Genomic DNA, 17,216 nt, shown 5'->3' on the forward strand with positions numbered 1-17,216 from the left:
TTTACCGGCGTTTCGCGTTCACGCGGAGGTATGAGGAAAGCTCGGTTCTGGTGCGGTTTCGAACAGGTTTCGCCCTGTATCGGTGCATGGCGGCCTCGCGAGCCTTAAGTTTCGGCGGCAGCATGAGCCGAATGCATGGGCGCTCCGCTGCCGGCTTGCCCTAAGGCAATTTGTGATCGCGTATCCTGTGGGCTCTGGCGGCATTTCGGCGGCTTACGACGATCCATGCCGTCACGTCCACCAATGATTTTTTCTGATCCCGGATACGCCGATGCGACGCCTACCGCCGCTCAATGCGCTGCAGATTTTCGAAACCGTGGCGCGACATCGCAGTTTCACGCGCGCCGCCGACCACTTGTGCCTCACGCAAGGCGCGGTCAGCCGGCAAATCATCGCGCTCGAGGACTACTACAAGTTTCCGCTCTTCAAACGCCATGCGAAAGGCCTGACGCTCACCGCCGAAGGGGAATTGCTGCTGCCGGCCGTGAAGGAGAGCTTTGCGCGCATCGAGGAAATTTCGCTGCGCCTGACACGGCAGCGCACCGATCTCGCACTGAAAGTGCCGACCTGCGTGATGCGCTGGATGCTGCCGAAGATCATGCGCTTCCAGGCCGAGTATCCCGAGTTGCATGTGCAGATCACGACCACGTGGCAGCACGACGTGGATTTCCAGCTCGAACCGTTCGACGCTGCGATCATCTACGGCTCCTCGCCTGGCGCGGACGTGCAGGCCGTGTCGTTGTTCGAGGAGCGTCTGACGCCCGTATGCGCGCCCGATCTGCTGAAGGACAAGCCGCTTGCCGAACTGGCCGACCTTGCGCGCCATACGCTGCTGCATCCCACGCGCGACCATCGCGACTGGAAAATGTGGCTTGCCAAGGTGACCGAGGTGGACGCCGCGAACGCGCCGGTCATCGACGCCGAGCACGGCCCGAGCTTCGACACGCTCGACATGGCGACCAACGCCGCGCTGCAGGGTTTCGGCGTCGCGATCAGCGACCTTGCGTTGATCGACGAGGACGTGGCGGCCAAGCGCCTCGTGCGGCCGTTCGATACGGTACTCAAGACCGGCTGGCGTTATTACTTCGTCTACCCGGACTCGGTCGCGCACCAGCAGAAGCTGAACCTGTTTCGCGACTGGATCGCGGCGCACTGGGAGGAGTAGTCTGCTGGCTCAGGGCGCGAACGAGAGAAACAGGTACGCCGCGAACAGCGACAGATGCACGGCGCCTTGCAGAATCGTCGTGCGGCCGCTGCTGAGCGTGAGTGTGCCGATAATCAGCGTGAGAACGAGCAGCACGGTTTCCTTGCCGTCGATCCCGAGCACGAGCGGCTGACCGGTGTACAGAAACACCCCGGCGACCGTCGGAATAGTCAGGCCGATACTGGCAAGCGCCGAGCCAAGCGCCAGATTCAGACTGTTCTGCAACCGATCGGCGCGCGCCGCGCGCACGGCGGCAAGCCCTTCGGGCAGCAGCACCAGTGCGGCGATCACGATGCCGACCACGGCCGCTGGCGCGCCCGCATTCTGGACCGCGGTTTCGACCACCGGCGAGAGCACCTTGGCGAGCAAGACCACCGCGACGAGACACACCAGCAGCAAGCCGGCGGCCGCCAGCGCCTCGCCGGCGGTTGGCGGCGCGGCGTGGACGCTTTCATCCGGCGTGGCGGCGAGAAAGTAATCGCGATGGCGCACGGTCTGCACGAACACGAATACGCCGTACAGCACCAGCGACGACACTCCGGCGAACGCCAACTGCGAAGACGACAGGACCGGACCCACACTGGTCGTTGTGTAGTTCGGCATGACGAGCGTCAGCACGGACAGGGAGGCGAGCACAGCCAGCGCCGCCGAAGCGCCACGGCTCTGAAAATCCTGCTCGCGATGCCGGAGGCCGCCCACCAGCAGGCAAAGGCCCACAATGCCGTTGCAGACGATCATCACTGCGGCGAATACGGTGTCGCGCGCCAGACCGGCTTTCTCCGGGCCGGACGTGAGCATGACCGAGACGATCAGCGCGACTTCGATCACGGTGACCGCCACCGCCAGCACCAGCGTGCCGAACGGCTCGCCGACGCGATGCGCGACCACTTCCGCGTGGTGCACCGCGGTGAAAACCGCAGCGCACAGCGCCGCGCCGACCAGCGCGAGCAGCAGAACGTTGCCCGGCATGGCATAAGCGATGCCGAGTACGATCCACGCGACGAACGGCACGGCAATGGTCCAGCGGGGCAGAACGGTCACGGGCGTGGTCATTCGGGCGTCCTTCTAATGCTTGTATTGGGTAGTGCGGCAGGCCCGGACGACCTCCGTCCTGGTCTGAAGCGTGGCTGAATATTCAGGTAACTTATGAGGAGTATGCTTTAACACATTAAATTATAAAGGATAATCGATGTCGGGCAGGTATCGATTCTGGGGGCTTGACGAAGGTGAGCCAGCGCGTCCGGCATCCTGTGAGCGCAAACGGCGACAGCTTGTGCGACGGATCGGGTCACGCGGAATTGCGCGGGTGGCAAGCGACTCGCGCGTCGCGAATACAAGGCAATTGAGGGGCGGGGGATACTTTGGCCCGACGCGCGACCGGCTGGGCAGATCATCTCGGTGTGCGGCAACTTGCGGTGCGCGGCGCCCGGCGGAACCGCCCGCCGGAGCGGCCAAGGCGCCAGCGTGCCATGACAGGACCGCTGGCGCCCGGCTATGTCGTTACACCCGGTTCATTCGCTTACTGGCCGACCGGACGAATGGTCAGCGCGTTCTTGACCGAGGTCACGCCGGCCACGCCTTGCGCCGCCTGGGTGGCCAGGTCGATCTGCTCCTGTTCGGGCACGCTGCCGGCCAGCGTCACCGCGCCGCCACGCGCACGCACGGTGATGTTCGACACGCTCAGACCTTTGGTCTTCGACAATGCGCTGCGGACTTTGCGTCCCAGCGCGCGGTTGGCCGCCTTGGTCTGTTTGGCCGACGGCGTAGCCGATGCGGCGGCCGGGGCTGCGGCGTCGCTGCTTTGTGCATACGCGTTGAGGGACGCGAGAACGATCAGCGCGCTGCCGATCATCTTGATTGCCGGAAATGCTTTCATTCAACTCTCTCCTATTGTCATGGGTACACGCCCCCGGGATGGGGCGGTGCGCTACACCAGCAGGTACATCGGGATCAAATCTGAATGGAACGGTGCTGCGGATCGTGCGAATGCTTTCAATCTATACGCTGATTCGGGCGGGCCGAAACACACGTGAGCCGGCAAAGGCTGTGCTGCAGGCCGGAAACACACGATACTCCAATTAGTGCCATGGTGATGGCAGCACAGCGCAAGTGAGGTTTTGGTACAACGAATGGGCCGATGAAAACAGGCCGATGGCGTCGTATCGCTTGATATCAGGCGCGCATTGCTTTATTCGCGGATAACGGCCGGTCTATCGGATTGTCGGGCGCATTGCATCGCGTTTTCCGGATTTTTCAATTCGCCGTCCCATGTGCTTTAAAGATAAGGTCTGACGCATGCGGAATCAGCCACTCCCTATCGTGCCATTGCTTCGTGACGAATTACCGCTCGACACCGTCGAACTCGCGCGTTTCATGATCGGCAAATACCTCGTGCACGATTTGCCGGAAGGGCGCATGAGCGGACGGATTGTGGAAACCGAGGCGTATCCCGTCGGCGATTCGACGAGCCATGCATTTATTGGCCGGCGTCCGTATAACGGATCATTGTTTCTCGCTCGCGGCCATGCGTATGTGCGACTGACTTACGGACTCTCGTACATGCTCAATATGTCCGCCGAGGCGGAGGACGTCGGCGCCGGCATTCTGTTTCGCGCGATCGAGCCGCTCGAAGGCTTGCCGCTGATGGAAGCGCGGCGGCCCGGCGTGCCGCTGCGAGATCTCGCGCGCGGGCCCGGCCGGCTCACCACGGCACTCGGCATCGGCCAGGCGTTCGACGGCCTCGATCTGTGCGCGGGGCGCGATTTGTGGATCGGCGTTCTGGAGCGGGGCGAAACGACGGTGGGCGTCACGACACGCATTGGCCTGTCCCGCGAGATGCACCGGCCGCTGCGGTTTTTCGAGCCCGGCAGCGCTTTTGTCAGCGGACCGAGAAAGCTCCTGCTGCCGCCCCAATTGGGTGCGCAGGGTGCGCAGGGTGCGCACAAGCGGACGTAAATTTAACCAGCGGCGGTTCAGCCGGCGGCAAAAAGCACCCGGTTCCGACGTGTTTTTGAAACGTCAGACACAAAACGTTACGATCCCGACAATTATTACGCTAGTGATGCTGCTTGAATAAAATCTTACGGTAATTAGCGGACCATTCTTGCGATTACGACAATTATGTATCTCGAAATCAAGGGTTTTCCCTTGGCGATCTGGTGACTAGACTGAAATCACTCGCTTCTCACACGGTGTGATAAGCGAAGCAAATAAAACCAGTATGGAGGTAAGTCATCATGAAATCGCTCATTAAGGCAGTCGCTATTGCAGCTGTTCTCGCCGCTCCTATTGCTTCTTTTGCTCAGTCGAGCCAACAACCGGTCACCCGCGCGGAAGTTCGCCAGGAGTTGATCCAGTTGGAACAGGCCGGCTATAACCCGGCAGCGTCCAACGACCCGACGTATCCGGCCGACATTCAGGCTGCAGAAAGCCGTGTGCAGGCGCAGAACCCGGCCGTCGCGCAAACCCAGGAACCGGTCGCCGACACCAGCGGTTACGGTGGCGCGAAGAGCGGTTCGTCGCAAGCCGGCGGCGTGGTTCAGCCGATGTCGGGCCCGCGCTCGGTGTATTTCGGTAACTAAGCCAAGCCGGGCTTTTCAAGGCTGGCTCATTCAGGCCCGTGGCGGGCCTGAGCGGGCTGTCTGCTCGACGGGACTCTGATCGGGGCGAGGCGGACACGGATTGCTAGAAGCGCGCCTCGCGGTCGCTCGCAGTTAGAGCCGTAAGTCGTATGAAGTGAAGCTGGCGTTGCATGCGCGCCGGCAGGCGTGGCAGGCACGGACTCAGCCAGCAGGTCAAGATGAACGCGACGTGCCTCGGCAGCATCGCGCGCGTCTCAGTACCTCTGCGCCGCGCGAATCGCGCGGCCCACAATTCAAGAAACCTCCGCTGCCGCAAGGTAGCTTCGCCCAACCGTTTCACGGATTGGGCTTTTTTCGCGCACCCTTGCCGCGGCGTGCGCCGGGCGTCAGGGCCGCTCGCCGTGAATATAGAACTCGAGCTGCTGAATGGTGAACTGCTGTTCGGCAATGATGTTCTTCACCAGATCGCCGATCGATACCATGCCGACCAGCCGGTCATTCTCGATCACCGGCAGGTGGCGCATGCGCCGTTCGGTCATCAGGGCCATACAGTCGTCGGTGGTCTGGTCGGGGCGCACGAAGCGCACGGCCTTGCTCATGATGTCGCGCACCGGCGTGGCCTTCGAAGACCGGTCCAGCAATACGACCTTGCGCGCATAATCGCGCTCCGTGACGATTCCCGCGATGCTGTCGCCGTCCGTGACGACCAGCGCACCGATGCCTTTTTCGGCCATCAGCTTGATCGCGTCGTAGACGGAATCGTCGGCCCCGACGGTGAAAACCGTGGTGTTGTTCGGTTTCGTTTTAAGAAGCTGTGCAACGCTTGTCATGGAGCGGCTCCGTTTCGCAGTGCAGCACGCCGGCGCGGCGCGCTGTCGTGAGGGACAGGCGATTCCAGTATAGGCGCGACGCGCCGCTGCAGTACCCAGGGAATAACTGTGGCGCGCGTAACGTTCAACTCGGGTAGCGCTGCGCGGCGGCGGCGGTTTTGTGTCGCGCGCAAGGGCATACGCACCGGCATACACAAGGGCATACGGGTGCGGGACGCCGATTAGCGGTAAACTCCCCAGTCCGTACCTTATCCCCGGTTTGATCGGGTTCATGTCAGCACCACTGTATAACGCCATGCTCACGTCTCACGATCCGTCGCCCGCAGCAGACGGCGCACTCAACGGCGAATGCGTCGTTCTCGACGCCACCGCCACGCTTCCCACGCGCTACGGCACGTTCACTTCCTACGTGTTCCGCGTGTGCGAGAGCGGCGCCGAACATCTTGCGCTCGTGATGGGCGACGTCGCCAACAAGTCGTCCGTGTTGACGCGCCTGCATTCGGAGTGCCTGACCGGCGACGTGCTCGGCTCGTACCGCTGCGACTGCGGCGAGCAGCTCGACCTTGCGCTGCGCTATATCGCGGCGGAAGGCTGCGGCGTGCTGCTGTATCTGCGCGGCCACGAAGGGCGCGGCATCGGACTGTCGAACAAGATTCGCGCGTATGCGCTGCAGGAGCAGGGGCGCGACACCGTCGAGGCCAATCTCGATCTGGGTTTGCCGGACGACTCGCGCGAATACGATTCCGCCGCGGGCATTCTGCGCACGCTGAAGGTCACGTCGGTGCGGCTCATGAGCAACAATCCGGAGAAGTTCGACACGCTGTCCAAGCACGGCATTCCGGTGTGCGAACGGGTCGCGCTGGCGATCCCGATGCGCGAGGAAAACGAGCGTTATATCCGCACCAAGCAGGTCAAGTTCGGACATTACTTCGACGAAAACGAATGAGCGATACGCAGGCATCGGCTGCCGTGTGTGAATGGCGGCCGGCGCTGTAGCGGTGGGTTCGTCAATATCTTGCGGCCGGATTCCCGGCCGCTTTGCTTTGCGTTTCCACTTTGCTGTGGGTCTTCGTTGCATCGAAGCGCCGCGGATCAGAACATGCCGAAGTCGTCGTTGCTGTCGGGAATCGCGTTGAGCAAGTCCCGCAGCGCGCGCCAACCGAACCAGCCAGCAGGAGTTGCCGCAATCGCCGGCCGGCGCGGCGTGTCCGCGTTGGTGCCCGCGTTCGTGCCCGTGCGCGTCGCGGGCGTCCGACGACAGGCCGTCGTGACCTTCCGCGCTTCGATCGAGGCGTATAACCAGGGGCAGGTACGCATGCTGTCTCTCCTGATCCAGGTGCCGTTCAACGAGCGGTTGCCGCAGCCACACGCGGCACAATCGCCGCCAATACTTCCGCTAACGTCGTCGCGCCGAAGCGCCGCTCGCTGATATCCGCTTCGACATCGATGCGACCGGCGTTGTGCGCATCGTAGAGATCGGTAATCAGACGCGCATGGCGTTCACCGAGTCCCGCGCCTTGAAGCATTGCGTCCCATTCGCCGCGCGGCACTGCGCGTGCCACCACCGCGCGGCCCGCCAGTTCGCCGATCGTGCGCGCCACATCCAATGCGCTGACACGCTCATCGCTTTCGATGCTCACGACCCGCGGCGAGACCGGCTGCGCTCGATCGTCGAGCAACAGTTCGGCGGCCAGCGTGCCCACGTCCTGTGCGGCGACGCTCGGAAAACGCTTGCTCAACGGATGATGCAGACTCGGCAGCGCGCCTTTCGCGAGTGCGACCGGCAGTACGCGGGCCCAGTTGTGCATGTGTTCGGCGGCGCGCAGAAACGTCAATTGCGAGTCGACGGTTCGCAGTTGCGTTTCAAGCTCGTGAAACAGTGTGGTAATGCCCGTGCCGGCCGGATGTTGCGCGCCGTAGTCGGAGAGCGCGAGAAGGCGTGGCGGCGGATCGCCACGCAATGCCGCAACGCTCGCGTCGATCATGCGCCGCATCGCCTGCGCGGGATCGGCGTGCGCGTGCGGCACCGGACACAGTAGTTGCACGGCGTGCGCGCCTTCAATAGCGCGGGCCACGGTCGTGGTTTCCAGCAGATCGGCGACGACGATCTCGCAACCGATCTTCGCGAGGAATTCGCCCTGCGCTTTGTCGCGGACCACCGCACGCACGATGCGACCCGCACGGCGCAATGCCGCCGCGCTCACTTTGCCGACCTTGCCGGCGGCTCCAAAAATCACGAACACGTTGCGCTCCTTGTTGACCTGGTATGGCGCCATCTTAGGAGCGCGGCGCTCGGGAAACGCGCGGGCAAGGATCGCTTTGCGCAGATTCGGATGACGGTTTTATCCGCGGCGCGGCAGCAGGAACGTTGAATCACGTAGAGTTGAGCGAAGCCGCAAAAAACGCCGCACAATGCAGATACATGAGCCGCCATCCACGAGGGAAGCGATGAATGCAGTGACACCGTTAACACAGCCGCAGCCGCAGCCGCACAGTGGTTCCCGCGTCGTGTTGCGCTCGAGCAGGCTGCTCGGCTGGCAGGACTTCGGCGCGGAGCTGGTCAACGTGTCGGCCGGGCTGCACCGCATGCCCGCGTTCAGGTATCACCGGGTGGGCGTGCACGTCGGCGCGCCGGTCAGGGCGCGCTGCATGTGCAACGAGCGCCGCCACTCGCGAATCCAGGCGCATGGCGACGCCGACGTGATTCCCGCGGGACTCGACGGGCAGTGGAGCGACGAAGCCGCCTGCACGATTTTCAGCGTGTGGATCGGCGAGGCGTTCGCGCGGCGCACCGTCGAGCAACTGTCGTTGAAAACGGCCGACGCGCAACTGCGCCCGCAATTCCAGCTGCGCGATCCGCGCTTTCAGTATCTCGCGTGGGCCTTACGCGCCGAGCTGGAAGCCGACGAGGCATCCGATCCTCTGTACGCCGAAAGCTTGTGCACGGCGATGGTGGTGCGATTGATCGGCGCCGCGCCGACGCCCGGAAACAAGCAGCGGCGCACGCTCGTGCCCAGAACGGCCGCACGCGTGATCGAATTTATCGAAGCGCATCTGGACCAGCGTCTCACGCTGAGCGAACTGGCCGCGCTCGCCGGGTTGAGTGTGCCGCATTTCAAGGTGCTGTTTCGCGAGACGCTCGGCATGCCGGTGCATCAGTACGTGGTACAGCGGCGCGTGGAGCGCGCGCGAACGCTGCTGCTGCAAGGCAAACTCAACGCGAGTCAGATCGCGCTCGATACCGGCTTCGCGCATCAGAGCCATATGGCGCACTGGATGGGCCGGCTGCTGGGCGTAACGCCGCGCGAGCTGACCAGGTCAGGCGCGAACGCGGGCAGCCTTGTTGCGTTCGATCCGCAAGATGGCCGCCGCATTGCAGCACCACGATAAAGACGCGGCAGCGTTGCGATCAGCCCGGCGTCGCACCCGTCAACTGCGCATAGACATCATGCGACAGTTGCAGCAACTGCTTGCGGTCGATTCCGCCTGACACCGCATAGCCGAAGTCGCCGTCGATCCAGTAGAACACGTTCACCGGGCCGTCCTGATACAGCTTGAACGCGGTCGTGTTCGAATTCTGCTGGCGACGAGAAATGCACAGCGTGACGCGTTCGCCGTTCGGCCCGCGATACATGAACTGCGCAGTCGGTCCGTCGGCGCCGGGCAACAGGCGTCCACCCGAAAGGTTGAAGCCGCTCTTCGAGAGAATCGGCGGATGCACGTTGGTGCCGAGCCGGTTGGCGAGCCACTGCACGAAATCCTGTTCGTGACCGTCGGTGCTCATCTCGGTCGGCCGGTCGATGGCGGGCATGTAGACCACGTGCGCCACCGCCGCTTGCCGCGCGAACATTTCAGAGCTGTCCGCGCTGACAGGGCGCGTGTCGGAGTGGCCGCCGGCCACCGGCGCGATGACGTCCTGCCCCATATGCGTGCCCACGCCGATGCCCACACCCAACACCAGCGCCGCCGCCATGCCGGCGAATTGCGGCCAGTTGGCGGCAATCCTCCAGCGACGCGGCGCGGGCGCTTGCAGGCGCTTCGGCACCGGCTCGCTCAGCACGCGGTCGTAGCGCTCGTGGAACATGCTGTTCAGCGAAAAATAATCGCTGACGCGCGCGGCCAGTTCGGGATTCTGTTCGAGCGCGCGCTCCACGTCGGCACGGCGTTCGTCGGACAGCGTGCCGTCCACGTACGCGTGCAGGTCTTCTTCGCCGATCGGCATAGTCTGGTCGCTCATCGCACCACCTGTAATTTCGCACCGGGCTGCGCGCCCGCCATCAGTGCCCGTAACCGTTCGCGTCCGCGCGAGAGCCGCGACATCACCGTGCCGATCGGAATGTTCAGCGCGAGCGCCACGTCGGCATAGCTCATTTCCTCGAGGCCTACCAGCAGCACGACTTCGCGCTGCTCCATCGGCAGGCGCTGCAACGCGTAGTCGAGGTCGCGCATTTCCAGCGAGCGGGTCTGCTCGGAGGGCACGGCGAATTCGCTCTCGGACACGCTTTCGTCGTCCACCGCTACGTGGACGGCGCGCGCCGAAGCCTTGCGCGCCTGGTTGGCGAACACGTTGTGCATGATCGTAAACAGCCACGCACGCAGGTCGGTGCCCGGCTGGAACATGCCGGTGCGGCCGAGCGCGCGCTCCAGCGTGTCCTGCACCAGATCGTCGGCGAGGTCGCGGTTGTTGATCAGCGCTCGTGCATAGCGCCGCAAACGCGGCACATGCTCCATCAGCTCGTCACGGACATCCATTTTCTATCCCAATCGTGGGCTTTTCGCGGGCAGGGAGGCGTCCTGCAGTCGCGCGAAAAGACGCATTCGAGGTGCGAACACACGTGCGTGCACTTTATTCCCCTGCTTTACATGAGATCGCGGATTGCGTTCGGCGGTCATCGCATGGTCATTGCGTCGGCGGCGCGCATCAGGCCGTGGGTGCGGGCGTTGCCGGCGACCACGAAACGTTGCCGCTGAGCGGTCCAGAGCAACAGACGAATGTCGCCGATACGCCGCGCGGACCACTGCGGCTGCGCCGGCGCGAGCAGCGCCAATGCCGAGAGCAGCACCACTGGTTGATTGTCGCCGTTCAGATAGATGAATTCGCTGACGCGCTGAAACGGGCCCAGCGCGATCACCCTTTGGTCGACGAGGCGCAAACCGATCGCCGAGAGGTTCGGCGCGGACGGATCGGCGCGAGTCGGCGACGCGGCGGAAAATTGCCCCGCGGCGCTTTCGGCCAGCGCCATGACGGCCGCATTGTTCAGCGCCTGAGCGGACACCTGAGTGGCGGCAAGCCAGCCGCTCGCCACCGCCAGCGTCAGCGCGAGCGCCGCCAGCGCGTTGAGTATCCTGCGAGCGCGTTTTGACGCATTCATGCGCCCGAATGCACGGCGCCATCCTGTCGCGCGGCCTGGCACGGGTTCGTCAGTCGTTTGAAAGGCCCGCTGGATCTGCGTGTTCAGCCTGCCGTAAAACGCCACCCGGCGCGCCTCCGCCGGATCCTTGCCCAGATAGTCCCGCAGAAACGCGGCGCGCTCCGGCGTCAACGTACCGTCGGCGTAGGCCTGAATGTCCGCTTCGGAAAGCGGCGAATCGGAAGGGGCGTTAGTGGTCATGATGTCGGCGTGCGTTGGAGTTCAGCTATCGAGGGCGAACACCCACACGGCCAAGTTTATTCCATATGTTCACATGCCGGTTTCGACGCCGCAGGGCGGCCGCGGCCGCACTTTCAGACGGCCTTCGGTGCGCTGCCGCGTTGCGTGCTAACCCCTTGGTGCGCCGCTTTATTCCCACTTCCGGATATGTTTTTTTCGAGCCTTCGATACAGGAATAAAAGCCGCGAACCCGTGGTTCTCCCTGATGCGAACCCGCACAAAACTCACTGGAGTTCATCATGAAGAAGCTCGCTTTTGCCGCCTTGTCCGTTGCCGTTCTCGCCGCTTCGTCGAGCGCTTTTGCGCAAGGCAAGACACGTGCTGAGGTGTACCAGGAATTGATTCAGGCACAGCAGAACGGCCTGAATTACGTCACCGATGCATCGTATCCCGACGTCAGCCCCGTGTTCGCTCAGCAGGTCGAACAGCACAAGGAAGCACTCGCCGCGCAAGCGGCGGCCGCCACCCATGCCGCGAGTCAAAGCGCGCAGGCGGGCAGCGTCAATTGAAGCTGACGATACCCGGCGCGCGAATGGAACGGGCGCGCCGGTATCGATTGGCATCGTTTGGAATAGATCGCGGCATCGCGTGTTAGCCCGGTAAGCGCATCTATCCAACAGAGGAGTTTCCGTGGCAAAACCATCCGTTCCCAACTCCGGGCCTGTCTGTGTGCCTTGCAGACTGGCCGTGATCGGCGCGGCCGTGCTGGTTCTCGCCGGCGGCTTTGCCTACACGGCGGGCTGGCTGACGCCTTCGCGTCTCACCGCGCCGCGTCTCATCGACACCTTCGAGACCGTGGCCGGCCAGCCGCATCCCGGCTACCGGCGCAACCACGCGAAGGGTCTGTGCATCGAGGGCTATTTCGATAGCAACGGCGACGGCGCGGTGCTGTCCCGCGCTGCCGTATTCGCGCCCGGCCGCACGCCGGTGACGGGCCGCTTCGCAGTGCCCGGCGGCAACCCGTCCGCGCCCGACACCAGTTCGCCCGTGCGCAGCCTCGCGTTGCAGTTCCTGTTGCAGAACGGCGAGCAGTGGCGCACGGGGATGAACTCGACGCCTGTTTTCGCCGTGCACACGCCGGAGCAGTTCTATCAGCAACTGGTCGCCGCGAAGCCCGACCCGGCGACCGGCAAACCGGACCCCGCGAGACTGAAGGCGTTTTACGCCGCCAATCCCGAGACGCAGCCGTTTCAGGCGTGGGTGAAGGCGCATCCGCCTTCGTCGAGTCTGGCGAATGCCGCGTACTACGGCATCAACGCGTTCCGTTTCACCGACAGCGCCGGCAACACGCGCGCCGTGCGCTGGGCGATGGTGCCCGAGACGCCGTATGCGCCGATCACCGATGCGGAAAAAGCCGAAAAGAATTTCCTCGAAGCGGACCTCGATCAGCGCCTGGAAAACGGCCCTCTGCGCTGGCATCTGATCCTGACCGTCGCCAAACCCGGCGACCCCACTAACGACGCCACATTGCAATGGCCCGACGATCGTCAGCACATCGACGCGGGCACGCTGGTGATCGATCACACGACGTCGCAGGAAAACGGCGCATGCCGCGACGTCAACTTCGATCCGACGATTCTGCCGGCCGGCATCGAGCCGTCGGACGATCCCTTGCTCGCCGCGCGCTCGGCCGCGTATGCGCTGTCGTACAAACGCCGCACACGCGAGGAAGCGCTGCATCCGGCGGTTCATCAAGCCCAGACAAACGGAGAGCACTCATGAGGCCGACGCGCACCCATTTCAGCCCGCTCGCGCGGCTATTGCACTGGACCATGGCGCCGTTGATCATCGCGATGCTGTTCATCGGCGTAGGCATGGTCGCCACCGTCTCGCGCGCGCACGACACGCTGATTGCGATTCACAAGCCGCTCGGTATCGCGTTGCTGCTGCTGGTGGTGCTGCGCGTGGGCGTGCGCCTCACGCGCGGCAGCCCGCCGTTGCCCGACACCATGCCCACGCCGCAGCGGTTCGCAGCGAAGGCCTCGCACCTCGTGCTGTATGTGTTGATGGCGGCAATGCCGTTGATCGGCTGGGCGATGCTGTCGGCTGCGGGCTATCCGGTCACGCTATATGGTCCGCTGCATCTGCCGCCGATCGCGCCGCATAACGTCGAGCTGTTCGCGTTGCTGCGCGCGTTGCACACGTGGCTCGCATTTGCCCTGTTCGCCACGGTGCTGTTGCATCTCGCTGCGGCGTTGCTGCATGGGCTGATTCGCCGCGACGGTGTGTTTTCGAGTATGGCTCGCGGCGAGCGTTGATGCTTTGTTAACGAGTTGTTAATGCTTCAGTTCTTCACGCGTTCTGAACGCGGATCATAAGGCGCTTTCAGATGCACGGTGGCCGGCAGCAGTTCGCCGGCGACATCGATTGCATAGCGGCCGCTGTTCAGATACGCGGCATCCGCCGCGCCGTCGGGGTTGTTCACATAGCCCATCGCGACCGGACAGCCGAGCGTGTGCCCGAATGCCGCCGAACTGACGAAGCCGACCGGCTTGCCGTCGCGCAGGATCGCTTCGCCGCCCCATAGCATGCGTTGCGCGGCACCGTCGGCCGTCAGCACGACCATGCGGCGGCGCAGCGGCTCGGCGCGCAGTTTCAGCAGCGCGTCGCGACCGCGAAACGCAATGTCCTTGCCGAGCTTGCACGCGAACGACAAGCCCGCTTCGAACGGATTGGTGTCCGGCGTGAGTTCACGGCCCCACGCGCGATAGCCTTTCTCGATGCGCAACGAGTCGATCGCATAGTAGCCCGCGTTGACGAGGCCGAACGCTTTGCCCGCTGCATGCAACGTTTCGTACACGCCCACGGCGAATTCGACCGGCACATACAGTTCCCAGCCCAGTTCGCCGACATAGGTGAGGCGCGTGGCGCGCACCGTGGCGTAGCCGAGATCCACCTCGCGGCTTTGGCCAAAAGCGAATGCTTCATTGCTCCAGTCCGCTTTGGAGACGCTTTGCAGCAACTCGCGCGAGCGTGGACCCATCACGGCGAGCACCGCGTACTGTCCGGTGACGTCGACTAGCGTGCAGTGTTTATCGTGTGGAATCGCCCGCTCAATGGTGTCGAAGTCGCGCGTGGTTTGCGCGCTGCCGGTGACGAGCAGGTATTGATCGTCGGCGAGGCGCGTGAGCGTGAAATCCGATTCGTAGCCGCCGCGCTCGTTGAGCATGCCGGTGTAGACCGTGGCGCCGGTCGGCACGTCCACGTCGTTGGCGACGATGCCTTGCAGCACGCTTTGCGCGTCGCGGCCCTTGACCAGAAATTTGGAGAACGACGTCATGTCGAACAGCGCGACGCCTTCGCGGCACGCGCGATGTTCGGCGCCGCTCCAGGGCAGCCAGTTCTGCTGGCCGAACGCGTAGTCGATTCTCGCTTCAGCGGGTGAGGGCGCGAAAAAGTTGGCGCGCTCCCAACCCATCTTGCTGCCGAAACACGCGCCCTCGTCACGCAGCAGCGAATACAGCGGCGAGCGGCGAAACGGCCGCGCGCTGTCGAGTTCGCGATTCGGCCACGGCATCGCGTAATGCAGGCCGAGCGTTTCCTTCACGCGATCGTGAAGCCACGTGTCGTTGCCGTTAAAGCGCGCGAAGCGGCGAATATCCACGGGCCACAAGTCCATGGTCGGTTCGCCCGCCACGATCCATTCCGCGAGCGCCATGCCCGCGCCGCCCGCCGAGGCGATTCCCATAGAATTGAAACCCGCGCCGACGAAAAAGCGCCGCAGTTCGGGCGCTTCGCCCAGCATGAAGTTGTTGTCCGGCGTGAACGATTCGGGGCCGTTATAGAACTGCCGCACCTGAGCTGTTTCGAGGGCGGGCACGCGCTGCAGCGCGTTTTTCATCAGGATTTCGAACTGATCCCAATCGTCCGGCAGCAGCTGGAATTCGAAATTCTCGGGAATGCCGTTCATGCCCCACGGTTTCGCATCCGGTTCGAAGCCGCCCATCACGAGGCCGCCCACTTCCTCCTTGAAGTAGATGAAGCCGTCCGGATCGCGCATGACCGGCAGATCCGGATGCACGCCCGCAATGCGTTCCGTGACGATGTAGTAATGCTCGGCCGAATGCAGCGGCACGGTCACGCCGCACAGCCGGCCGACCGCCTTGGCCCATTGACCCGCGCAATTCACGACGATGTCCGCGCCGATCGTGCCGGTTTCGCCGTCCTTGTTGCGCCATGCGAGGCCGCTGACTTCGCGTGCGCCGCTTGCCTTGCCGTCTTGCGCGGTGCGCGTGTGGATCGCCGTGACGCGGGTGTTTTCGACGATGCGCGCGCCGCGCATCCGGGCGCCGCGGGCCAAGGCCTGGGTCAGGTCGGTCGGATTCGCCTTGCCGTCGCCGGGCAGCCAGACGGCGCCGAGCAGGTCGTCGGTGTGCATGACCGGCCACAGGTCGCCGGCTTCCTGCGGGCTGATCACCTCGCAGGCCACGCCATAGGCGCGCGCGACGGCTGCGGTGCGTTTGAGTTGCGTCATCCGCTCGGCCGTGCGGGCCACCGAAAGCGAGCCGCATTGCTTCCAGCCGGTGGCGAGGCCGGTGGCGGCTTCGAGTTCGGCGTAGAGCGCGGTCGAATAGCGGATCAGCCGGGTCATGCTCTCCTGGGCGCGCAACTGGCCGACGAGTCCGGCTGCATGCCAGGTCGTGCCGCACGACAGTTGGCCCTGTTCGAGCAGCACCACATCGGTCCAGCCCAATTTGGTCAGGTGATAGGCGACCGAACAGCCGATGATCCCGCCGCCGATGATGACGACGCGAGTGTGGGTAGGAACCGATGTTGACATATGTGGAAAGTTGTTGATTATGTCGGAATAGATTGCCGCAAAAAGACACGAAATGCAACGGGCATCTGACGTTACCGGGAAACCTGCTGTGCCATACGCTCGTCGGGCTATCAAGTTGCCGACGCCACCGCTAGGCGGGGTTTGACGCACGGCAACGCAGCCCCGCAACCCGCACGCGGCCAGCCGTCGCTGAAGTGTGGTTTTGCTTGGAAACGTGTGGCCATTAACCACACCGAAGCGTGACTTTTGCTAGACTCCAGCAGACACTCACCGCCCAATTCCCATGTTCTCCAACCAGCGCCAAGCCGAAATCCTGCGACTCGTCCGCGAGCAGCGCACCTGTACGATCACCGATCTTGCCGGCCGCTTCGACGTGTCCGACGAAACCATCCGCCGCAATATCAAGCCGTTGATCGCCGGCGGCCTGCTGACCAAGGTCCACGGCGGCATCATGCTGCCCGAGCGTCTGGACGAACCGCCGTTCCAGCGGCGCATGGCGGCGAGCGCCGAAGGCAAGCGGGCGATCGGCGCGCGCATCGGCGAACTGGTGCGAGACGGCGATTCGCTGATTCTCGAGGGCGGCACGACCTGTCTGCATATTGCGCACGCGCTTGCCGCCCGCTCGCGGCTCACGGTCGTGACCAATTCCACCGAAGTCGCCCGTGTGCTCGCGCCGCGCAACGGCAACCGCGTGTTCATCGCGGGCGGCGAGTTGCGCCCCGACGACTGCGCCGCGGTGGGAGACAGCGCGCAGGCTTTCCTGCGCCAGTTCCACGTGCGCTACGCGATCGTCTCGGTCACCGCGATCGATATGCAGGGGCGTTTCATGGACGCGCTGCCTGCCGACGTAGCGTTTTCGCTGGCCGCCTTTGCTCAGGCCGAGCGGCGGGTGGTGGCGGCGGATCACGCGAAATTCGGCCATAGCGCGCTGGTGCACGCTTTCGGCGCGGACGCCGTCAATCTGCTGGTGACGGACGAAGCGCCCGCGCCCGCATTGGCTCAGGTGTTCGCGGCGGCCGGGCTGGATGTGGAGGTCGCCACACAGCCAGGTTCGTCCAACGCGTAAAATGGCCGGTTACCACAGGCAATCGATGCCGCGCGGAAACTCGCCGGCCGGCGCCACCCGCGCGCCGTCGGGCTGATTCTGTCCGCGCGCGCCTGCCTTTGCCG

General features: G+C 64.0%; 18 protein-coding genes. 9 read left to right on the forward strand and 9 right to left on the reverse strand.

Annotation, left to right across the window (positions count from 1 at the left end):
* Window positions 1-271 precede the first annotated feature (271 nt).
* A complete protein-coding gene (locus PDMSB3_RS26700) occupies window positions 272-1,165 on the forward strand; it encodes a LysR substrate-binding domain-containing protein (protein ID WP_007177027.1) in 894 nt (297 codons plus the stop codon).
* Between the two features lie 9 nt (window positions 1,166-1,174).
* Here the strand turns inward: PDMSB3_RS26700 and PDMSB3_RS26705 are convergent, their stop codons facing one another.
* The gene (locus PDMSB3_RS26705) at window positions 1,175-2,257 is read right to left on the reverse strand and encodes a calcium:proton antiporter (protein WP_007177028.1); all 1,083 of its coding nucleotides are present in this window, start codon (window positions 2,255-2,257) and stop codon (window positions 1,175-1,177) included.
* Between the two features lie 466 nt (window positions 2,258-2,723).
* Window positions 2,724-3,080 carry a BON domain-containing protein gene (locus PDMSB3_RS26710; protein WP_007177029.1) on the reverse strand — a complete coding sequence of 119 codons (357 nt, stop codon included), beginning with the start codon at window positions 3,078-3,080 and terminating at the stop codon, window positions 2,724-2,726.
* A gap of 419 nt (window positions 3,081-3,499) precedes the next feature.
* Between PDMSB3_RS26710 and PDMSB3_RS26715 the strand changes: the two genes are divergently transcribed.
* Together PDMSB3_RS26715 and PDMSB3_RS26720 are read left to right on the forward strand one after the other, a co-directional pair.
* Window positions 3,500-4,159 (forward strand): DNA-3-methyladenine glycosylase, encoded by a 660-nt coding sequence (locus PDMSB3_RS26715; protein WP_007177030.1) that lies wholly within the window; start codon window positions 3,500-3,502, stop codon window positions 4,157-4,159.
* A 281-nt stretch (window positions 4,160-4,440) separates the two neighbouring features.
* Entirely contained in the window at window positions 4,441-4,785 is a 345-nt protein-coding gene (locus PDMSB3_RS26720; RefSeq protein ID WP_165188270.1) for a DUF4148 domain-containing protein, read from the forward strand.
* 386 nt (window positions 4,786-5,171) lie between these two features.
* Here PDMSB3_RS26720 and PDMSB3_RS26725 read toward each other — a convergent pair whose 3' ends face one another.
* Window positions 5,172-5,615, reverse strand: a complete 444-nt coding sequence (locus PDMSB3_RS26725; RefSeq protein WP_007177032.1) for a CBS domain-containing protein — start codon at window positions 5,613-5,615, stop codon at window positions 5,172-5,174.
* Window positions 5,616-5,910: 295 nt separating this feature from the next.
* Between PDMSB3_RS26725 and ribA the strand changes: the two genes are divergently transcribed.
* Complete coding sequence (ribA, locus tag PDMSB3_RS26730; protein WP_035516591.1) at window positions 5,911-6,561, forward strand: GTP cyclohydrolase II; 651 nt, start codon at window positions 5,911-5,913, stop codon at window positions 6,559-6,561.
* A 146-nt stretch (window positions 6,562-6,707) separates the two neighbouring features.
* Here ribA and PDMSB3_RS26735 read toward each other — a convergent pair whose 3' ends face one another.
* Complete coding sequence (locus PDMSB3_RS26735) at window positions 6,708-6,932, reverse strand: hypothetical protein (protein ID WP_007177034.1); 225 nt, start codon at window positions 6,930-6,932, stop codon at window positions 6,708-6,710.
* Window positions 6,933-6,958: 26 nt separating this feature from the next.
* Window positions 6,959-7,858 (reverse strand): NmrA family NAD(P)-binding protein, encoded by a 900-nt coding sequence (locus PDMSB3_RS26740; RefSeq protein ID WP_035517160.1) that lies wholly within the window; start codon window positions 7,856-7,858, stop codon window positions 6,959-6,961.
* Window positions 7,859-8,063: 205 nt separating this feature from the next.
* Here PDMSB3_RS26740 and PDMSB3_RS26745 point away from each other — a divergent pair, with 205 nt between their 5' ends.
* On the forward strand, window positions 8,064-9,005 hold the full coding sequence (locus PDMSB3_RS26745) for an AraC family transcriptional regulator (protein ID WP_165188272.1): 942 nt from the start codon (window positions 8,064-8,066) through the stop codon (window positions 9,003-9,005).
* 19 nt (window positions 9,006-9,024) lie between these two features.
* Here the strand turns inward: PDMSB3_RS26745 and PDMSB3_RS26750 are convergent, their stop codons facing one another.
* The 3 genes from PDMSB3_RS26750 to PDMSB3_RS26760 all read right to left on the reverse strand — a co-directional run bounded on the left by PDMSB3_RS26750 (window position 9,025) and on the right by PDMSB3_RS26760 (window position 11,227).
* Complete coding sequence (locus PDMSB3_RS26750; RefSeq protein WP_007177037.1) at window positions 9,025-9,852, reverse strand: anti-sigma factor family protein; 828 nt, start codon at window positions 9,850-9,852, stop codon at window positions 9,025-9,027.
* Complete coding sequence (locus PDMSB3_RS26755) at window positions 9,849-10,367, reverse strand: sigma-70 family RNA polymerase sigma factor (RefSeq protein ID WP_007177038.1); 519 nt, start codon at window positions 10,365-10,367, stop codon at window positions 9,849-9,851. The genes PDMSB3_RS26750 and PDMSB3_RS26755 overlap by 4 nt, the downstream gene beginning before the upstream one ends.
* Before the next feature lie 137 nt (window positions 10,368-10,504).
* Window positions 10,505-11,227, reverse strand: coding sequence for an anti-sigma factor family protein (locus tag PDMSB3_RS26760; RefSeq protein ID WP_007177039.1), 723 nt, complete (start codon window positions 11,225-11,227; stop codon window positions 10,505-10,507).
* A gap of 278 nt (window positions 11,228-11,505) precedes the next feature.
* Between PDMSB3_RS26760 and PDMSB3_RS26765 the strand changes: the two genes are divergently transcribed.
* The 3 genes from PDMSB3_RS26765 (at window position 11,506) to PDMSB3_RS26775 (ending at window position 13,524) form a co-directional block, all read left to right on the forward strand.
* Entirely contained in the window at window positions 11,506-11,775 is a 270-nt protein-coding gene (locus PDMSB3_RS26765) for a DUF4148 domain-containing protein (RefSeq protein ID WP_007177040.1), read from the forward strand.
* A gap of 121 nt (window positions 11,776-11,896) precedes the next feature.
* Window positions 11,897-12,988 (forward strand): catalase family peroxidase, encoded by a 1,092-nt coding sequence (locus PDMSB3_RS26770; protein WP_007177041.1) that lies wholly within the window; start codon window positions 11,897-11,899, stop codon window positions 12,986-12,988.
* A complete protein-coding gene (locus PDMSB3_RS26775; RefSeq protein ID WP_007177042.1) occupies window positions 12,985-13,524 on the forward strand; it encodes a cytochrome b in 540 nt (179 codons plus the stop codon). The genes PDMSB3_RS26770 and PDMSB3_RS26775 overlap by 4 nt, the downstream gene beginning before the upstream one ends.
* Window positions 13,525-13,550: 26 nt before the next feature.
* Here the strand turns inward: PDMSB3_RS26775 and PDMSB3_RS26780 are convergent, their stop codons facing one another.
* Window positions 13,551-16,046: a GcvT family protein gene (locus PDMSB3_RS26780; RefSeq protein WP_007177043.1), complete on the reverse strand. Its 2,496-nt coding sequence runs from the start codon at window positions 16,044-16,046 to the stop codon at window positions 13,551-13,553.
* Window positions 16,047-16,329: 283 nt separating this feature from the next.
* Between PDMSB3_RS26780 and PDMSB3_RS26785 the strand changes: the two genes are divergently transcribed.
* Window positions 16,330-17,112: a DeoR/GlpR family DNA-binding transcription regulator gene (locus tag PDMSB3_RS26785; protein WP_007177044.1), complete on the forward strand. Its 783-nt coding sequence runs from the start codon at window positions 16,330-16,332 to the stop codon at window positions 17,110-17,112.
* Window positions 17,113-17,216: the final 104 nt, after the last annotated feature.

It is taken from the genome of Paraburkholderia dioscoreae (genome assembly GCF_902459535.1).
GTDB classification, from domain to species: Bacteria; Pseudomonadota; Gammaproteobacteria; order Burkholderiales; family Burkholderiaceae; genus Paraburkholderia; species Paraburkholderia dioscoreae.

Coding starts and splice junctions, on each gene's coding strand:
- PDMSB3_RS26700 (WP_007177027.1), top strand. CDS start 272: ATGCGACGCCTACCGCCGCTCAATGCGCTGCAGATTTTCGAAACCGTG.
- PDMSB3_RS26705 (WP_007177028.1), bottom strand. CDS start 2,257: ATGACCACGCCCGTGACCGTTCTGCCCCGCTGGACCATTGCCGTGCCG.
- PDMSB3_RS26710 (WP_007177029.1), bottom strand. CDS start 3,080: ATGAAAGCATTTCCGGCAATCAAGATGATCGGCAGCGCGCTGATCGTT.
- PDMSB3_RS26715 (WP_007177030.1), top strand. CDS start 3,500: ATGCGGAATCAGCCACTCCCTATCGTGCCATTGCTTCGTGACGAATTA.
- PDMSB3_RS26720 (WP_165188270.1), top strand. CDS start 4,441: ATGAAATCGCTCATTAAGGCAGTCGCTATTGCAGCTGTTCTCGCCGCT.
- PDMSB3_RS26725 (WP_007177032.1), bottom strand. CDS start 5,615: ATGACAAGCGTTGCACAGCTTCTTAAAACGAAACCGAACAACACCACG.
- ribA (WP_035516591.1), top strand. CDS start 5,911: ATGCTCACGTCTCACGATCCGTCGCCCGCAGCAGACGGCGCACTCAAC.
- PDMSB3_RS26735 (WP_007177034.1), bottom strand. CDS start 6,932: ATGCGTACCTGCCCCTGGTTATACGCCTCGATCGAAGCGCGGAAGGTC.
- PDMSB3_RS26745 (WP_165188272.1), top strand. CDS start 8,064: ATGAATGCAGTGACACCGTTAACACAGCCGCAGCCGCAGCCGCACAGT.
- PDMSB3_RS26750 (WP_007177037.1), bottom strand. CDS start 9,852: ATGAGCGACCAGACTATGCCGATCGGCGAAGAAGACCTGCACGCGTAC.
- PDMSB3_RS26755 (WP_007177038.1), bottom strand. CDS start 10,367: ATGGATGTCCGTGACGAGCTGATGGAGCATGTGCCGCGTTTGCGGCGC.
- PDMSB3_RS26760 (WP_007177039.1), bottom strand. CDS start 11,227: ATGACCACTAACGCCCCTTCCGATTCGCCGCTTTCCGAAGCGGACATT.
- PDMSB3_RS26765 (WP_007177040.1), top strand. CDS start 11,506: ATGAAGAAGCTCGCTTTTGCCGCCTTGTCCGTTGCCGTTCTCGCCGCT.
- PDMSB3_RS26775 (WP_007177042.1), top strand. CDS start 12,985: ATGAGGCCGACGCGCACCCATTTCAGCCCGCTCGCGCGGCTATTGCAC.
- PDMSB3_RS26780 (WP_007177043.1), bottom strand. CDS start 16,046: ATGTCAACATCGGTTCCTACCCACACTCGCGTCGTCATCATCGGCGGC.
- PDMSB3_RS26785 (WP_007177044.1), top strand. CDS start 16,330: ATGTTCTCCAACCAGCGCCAAGCCGAAATCCTGCGACTCGTCCGCGAG.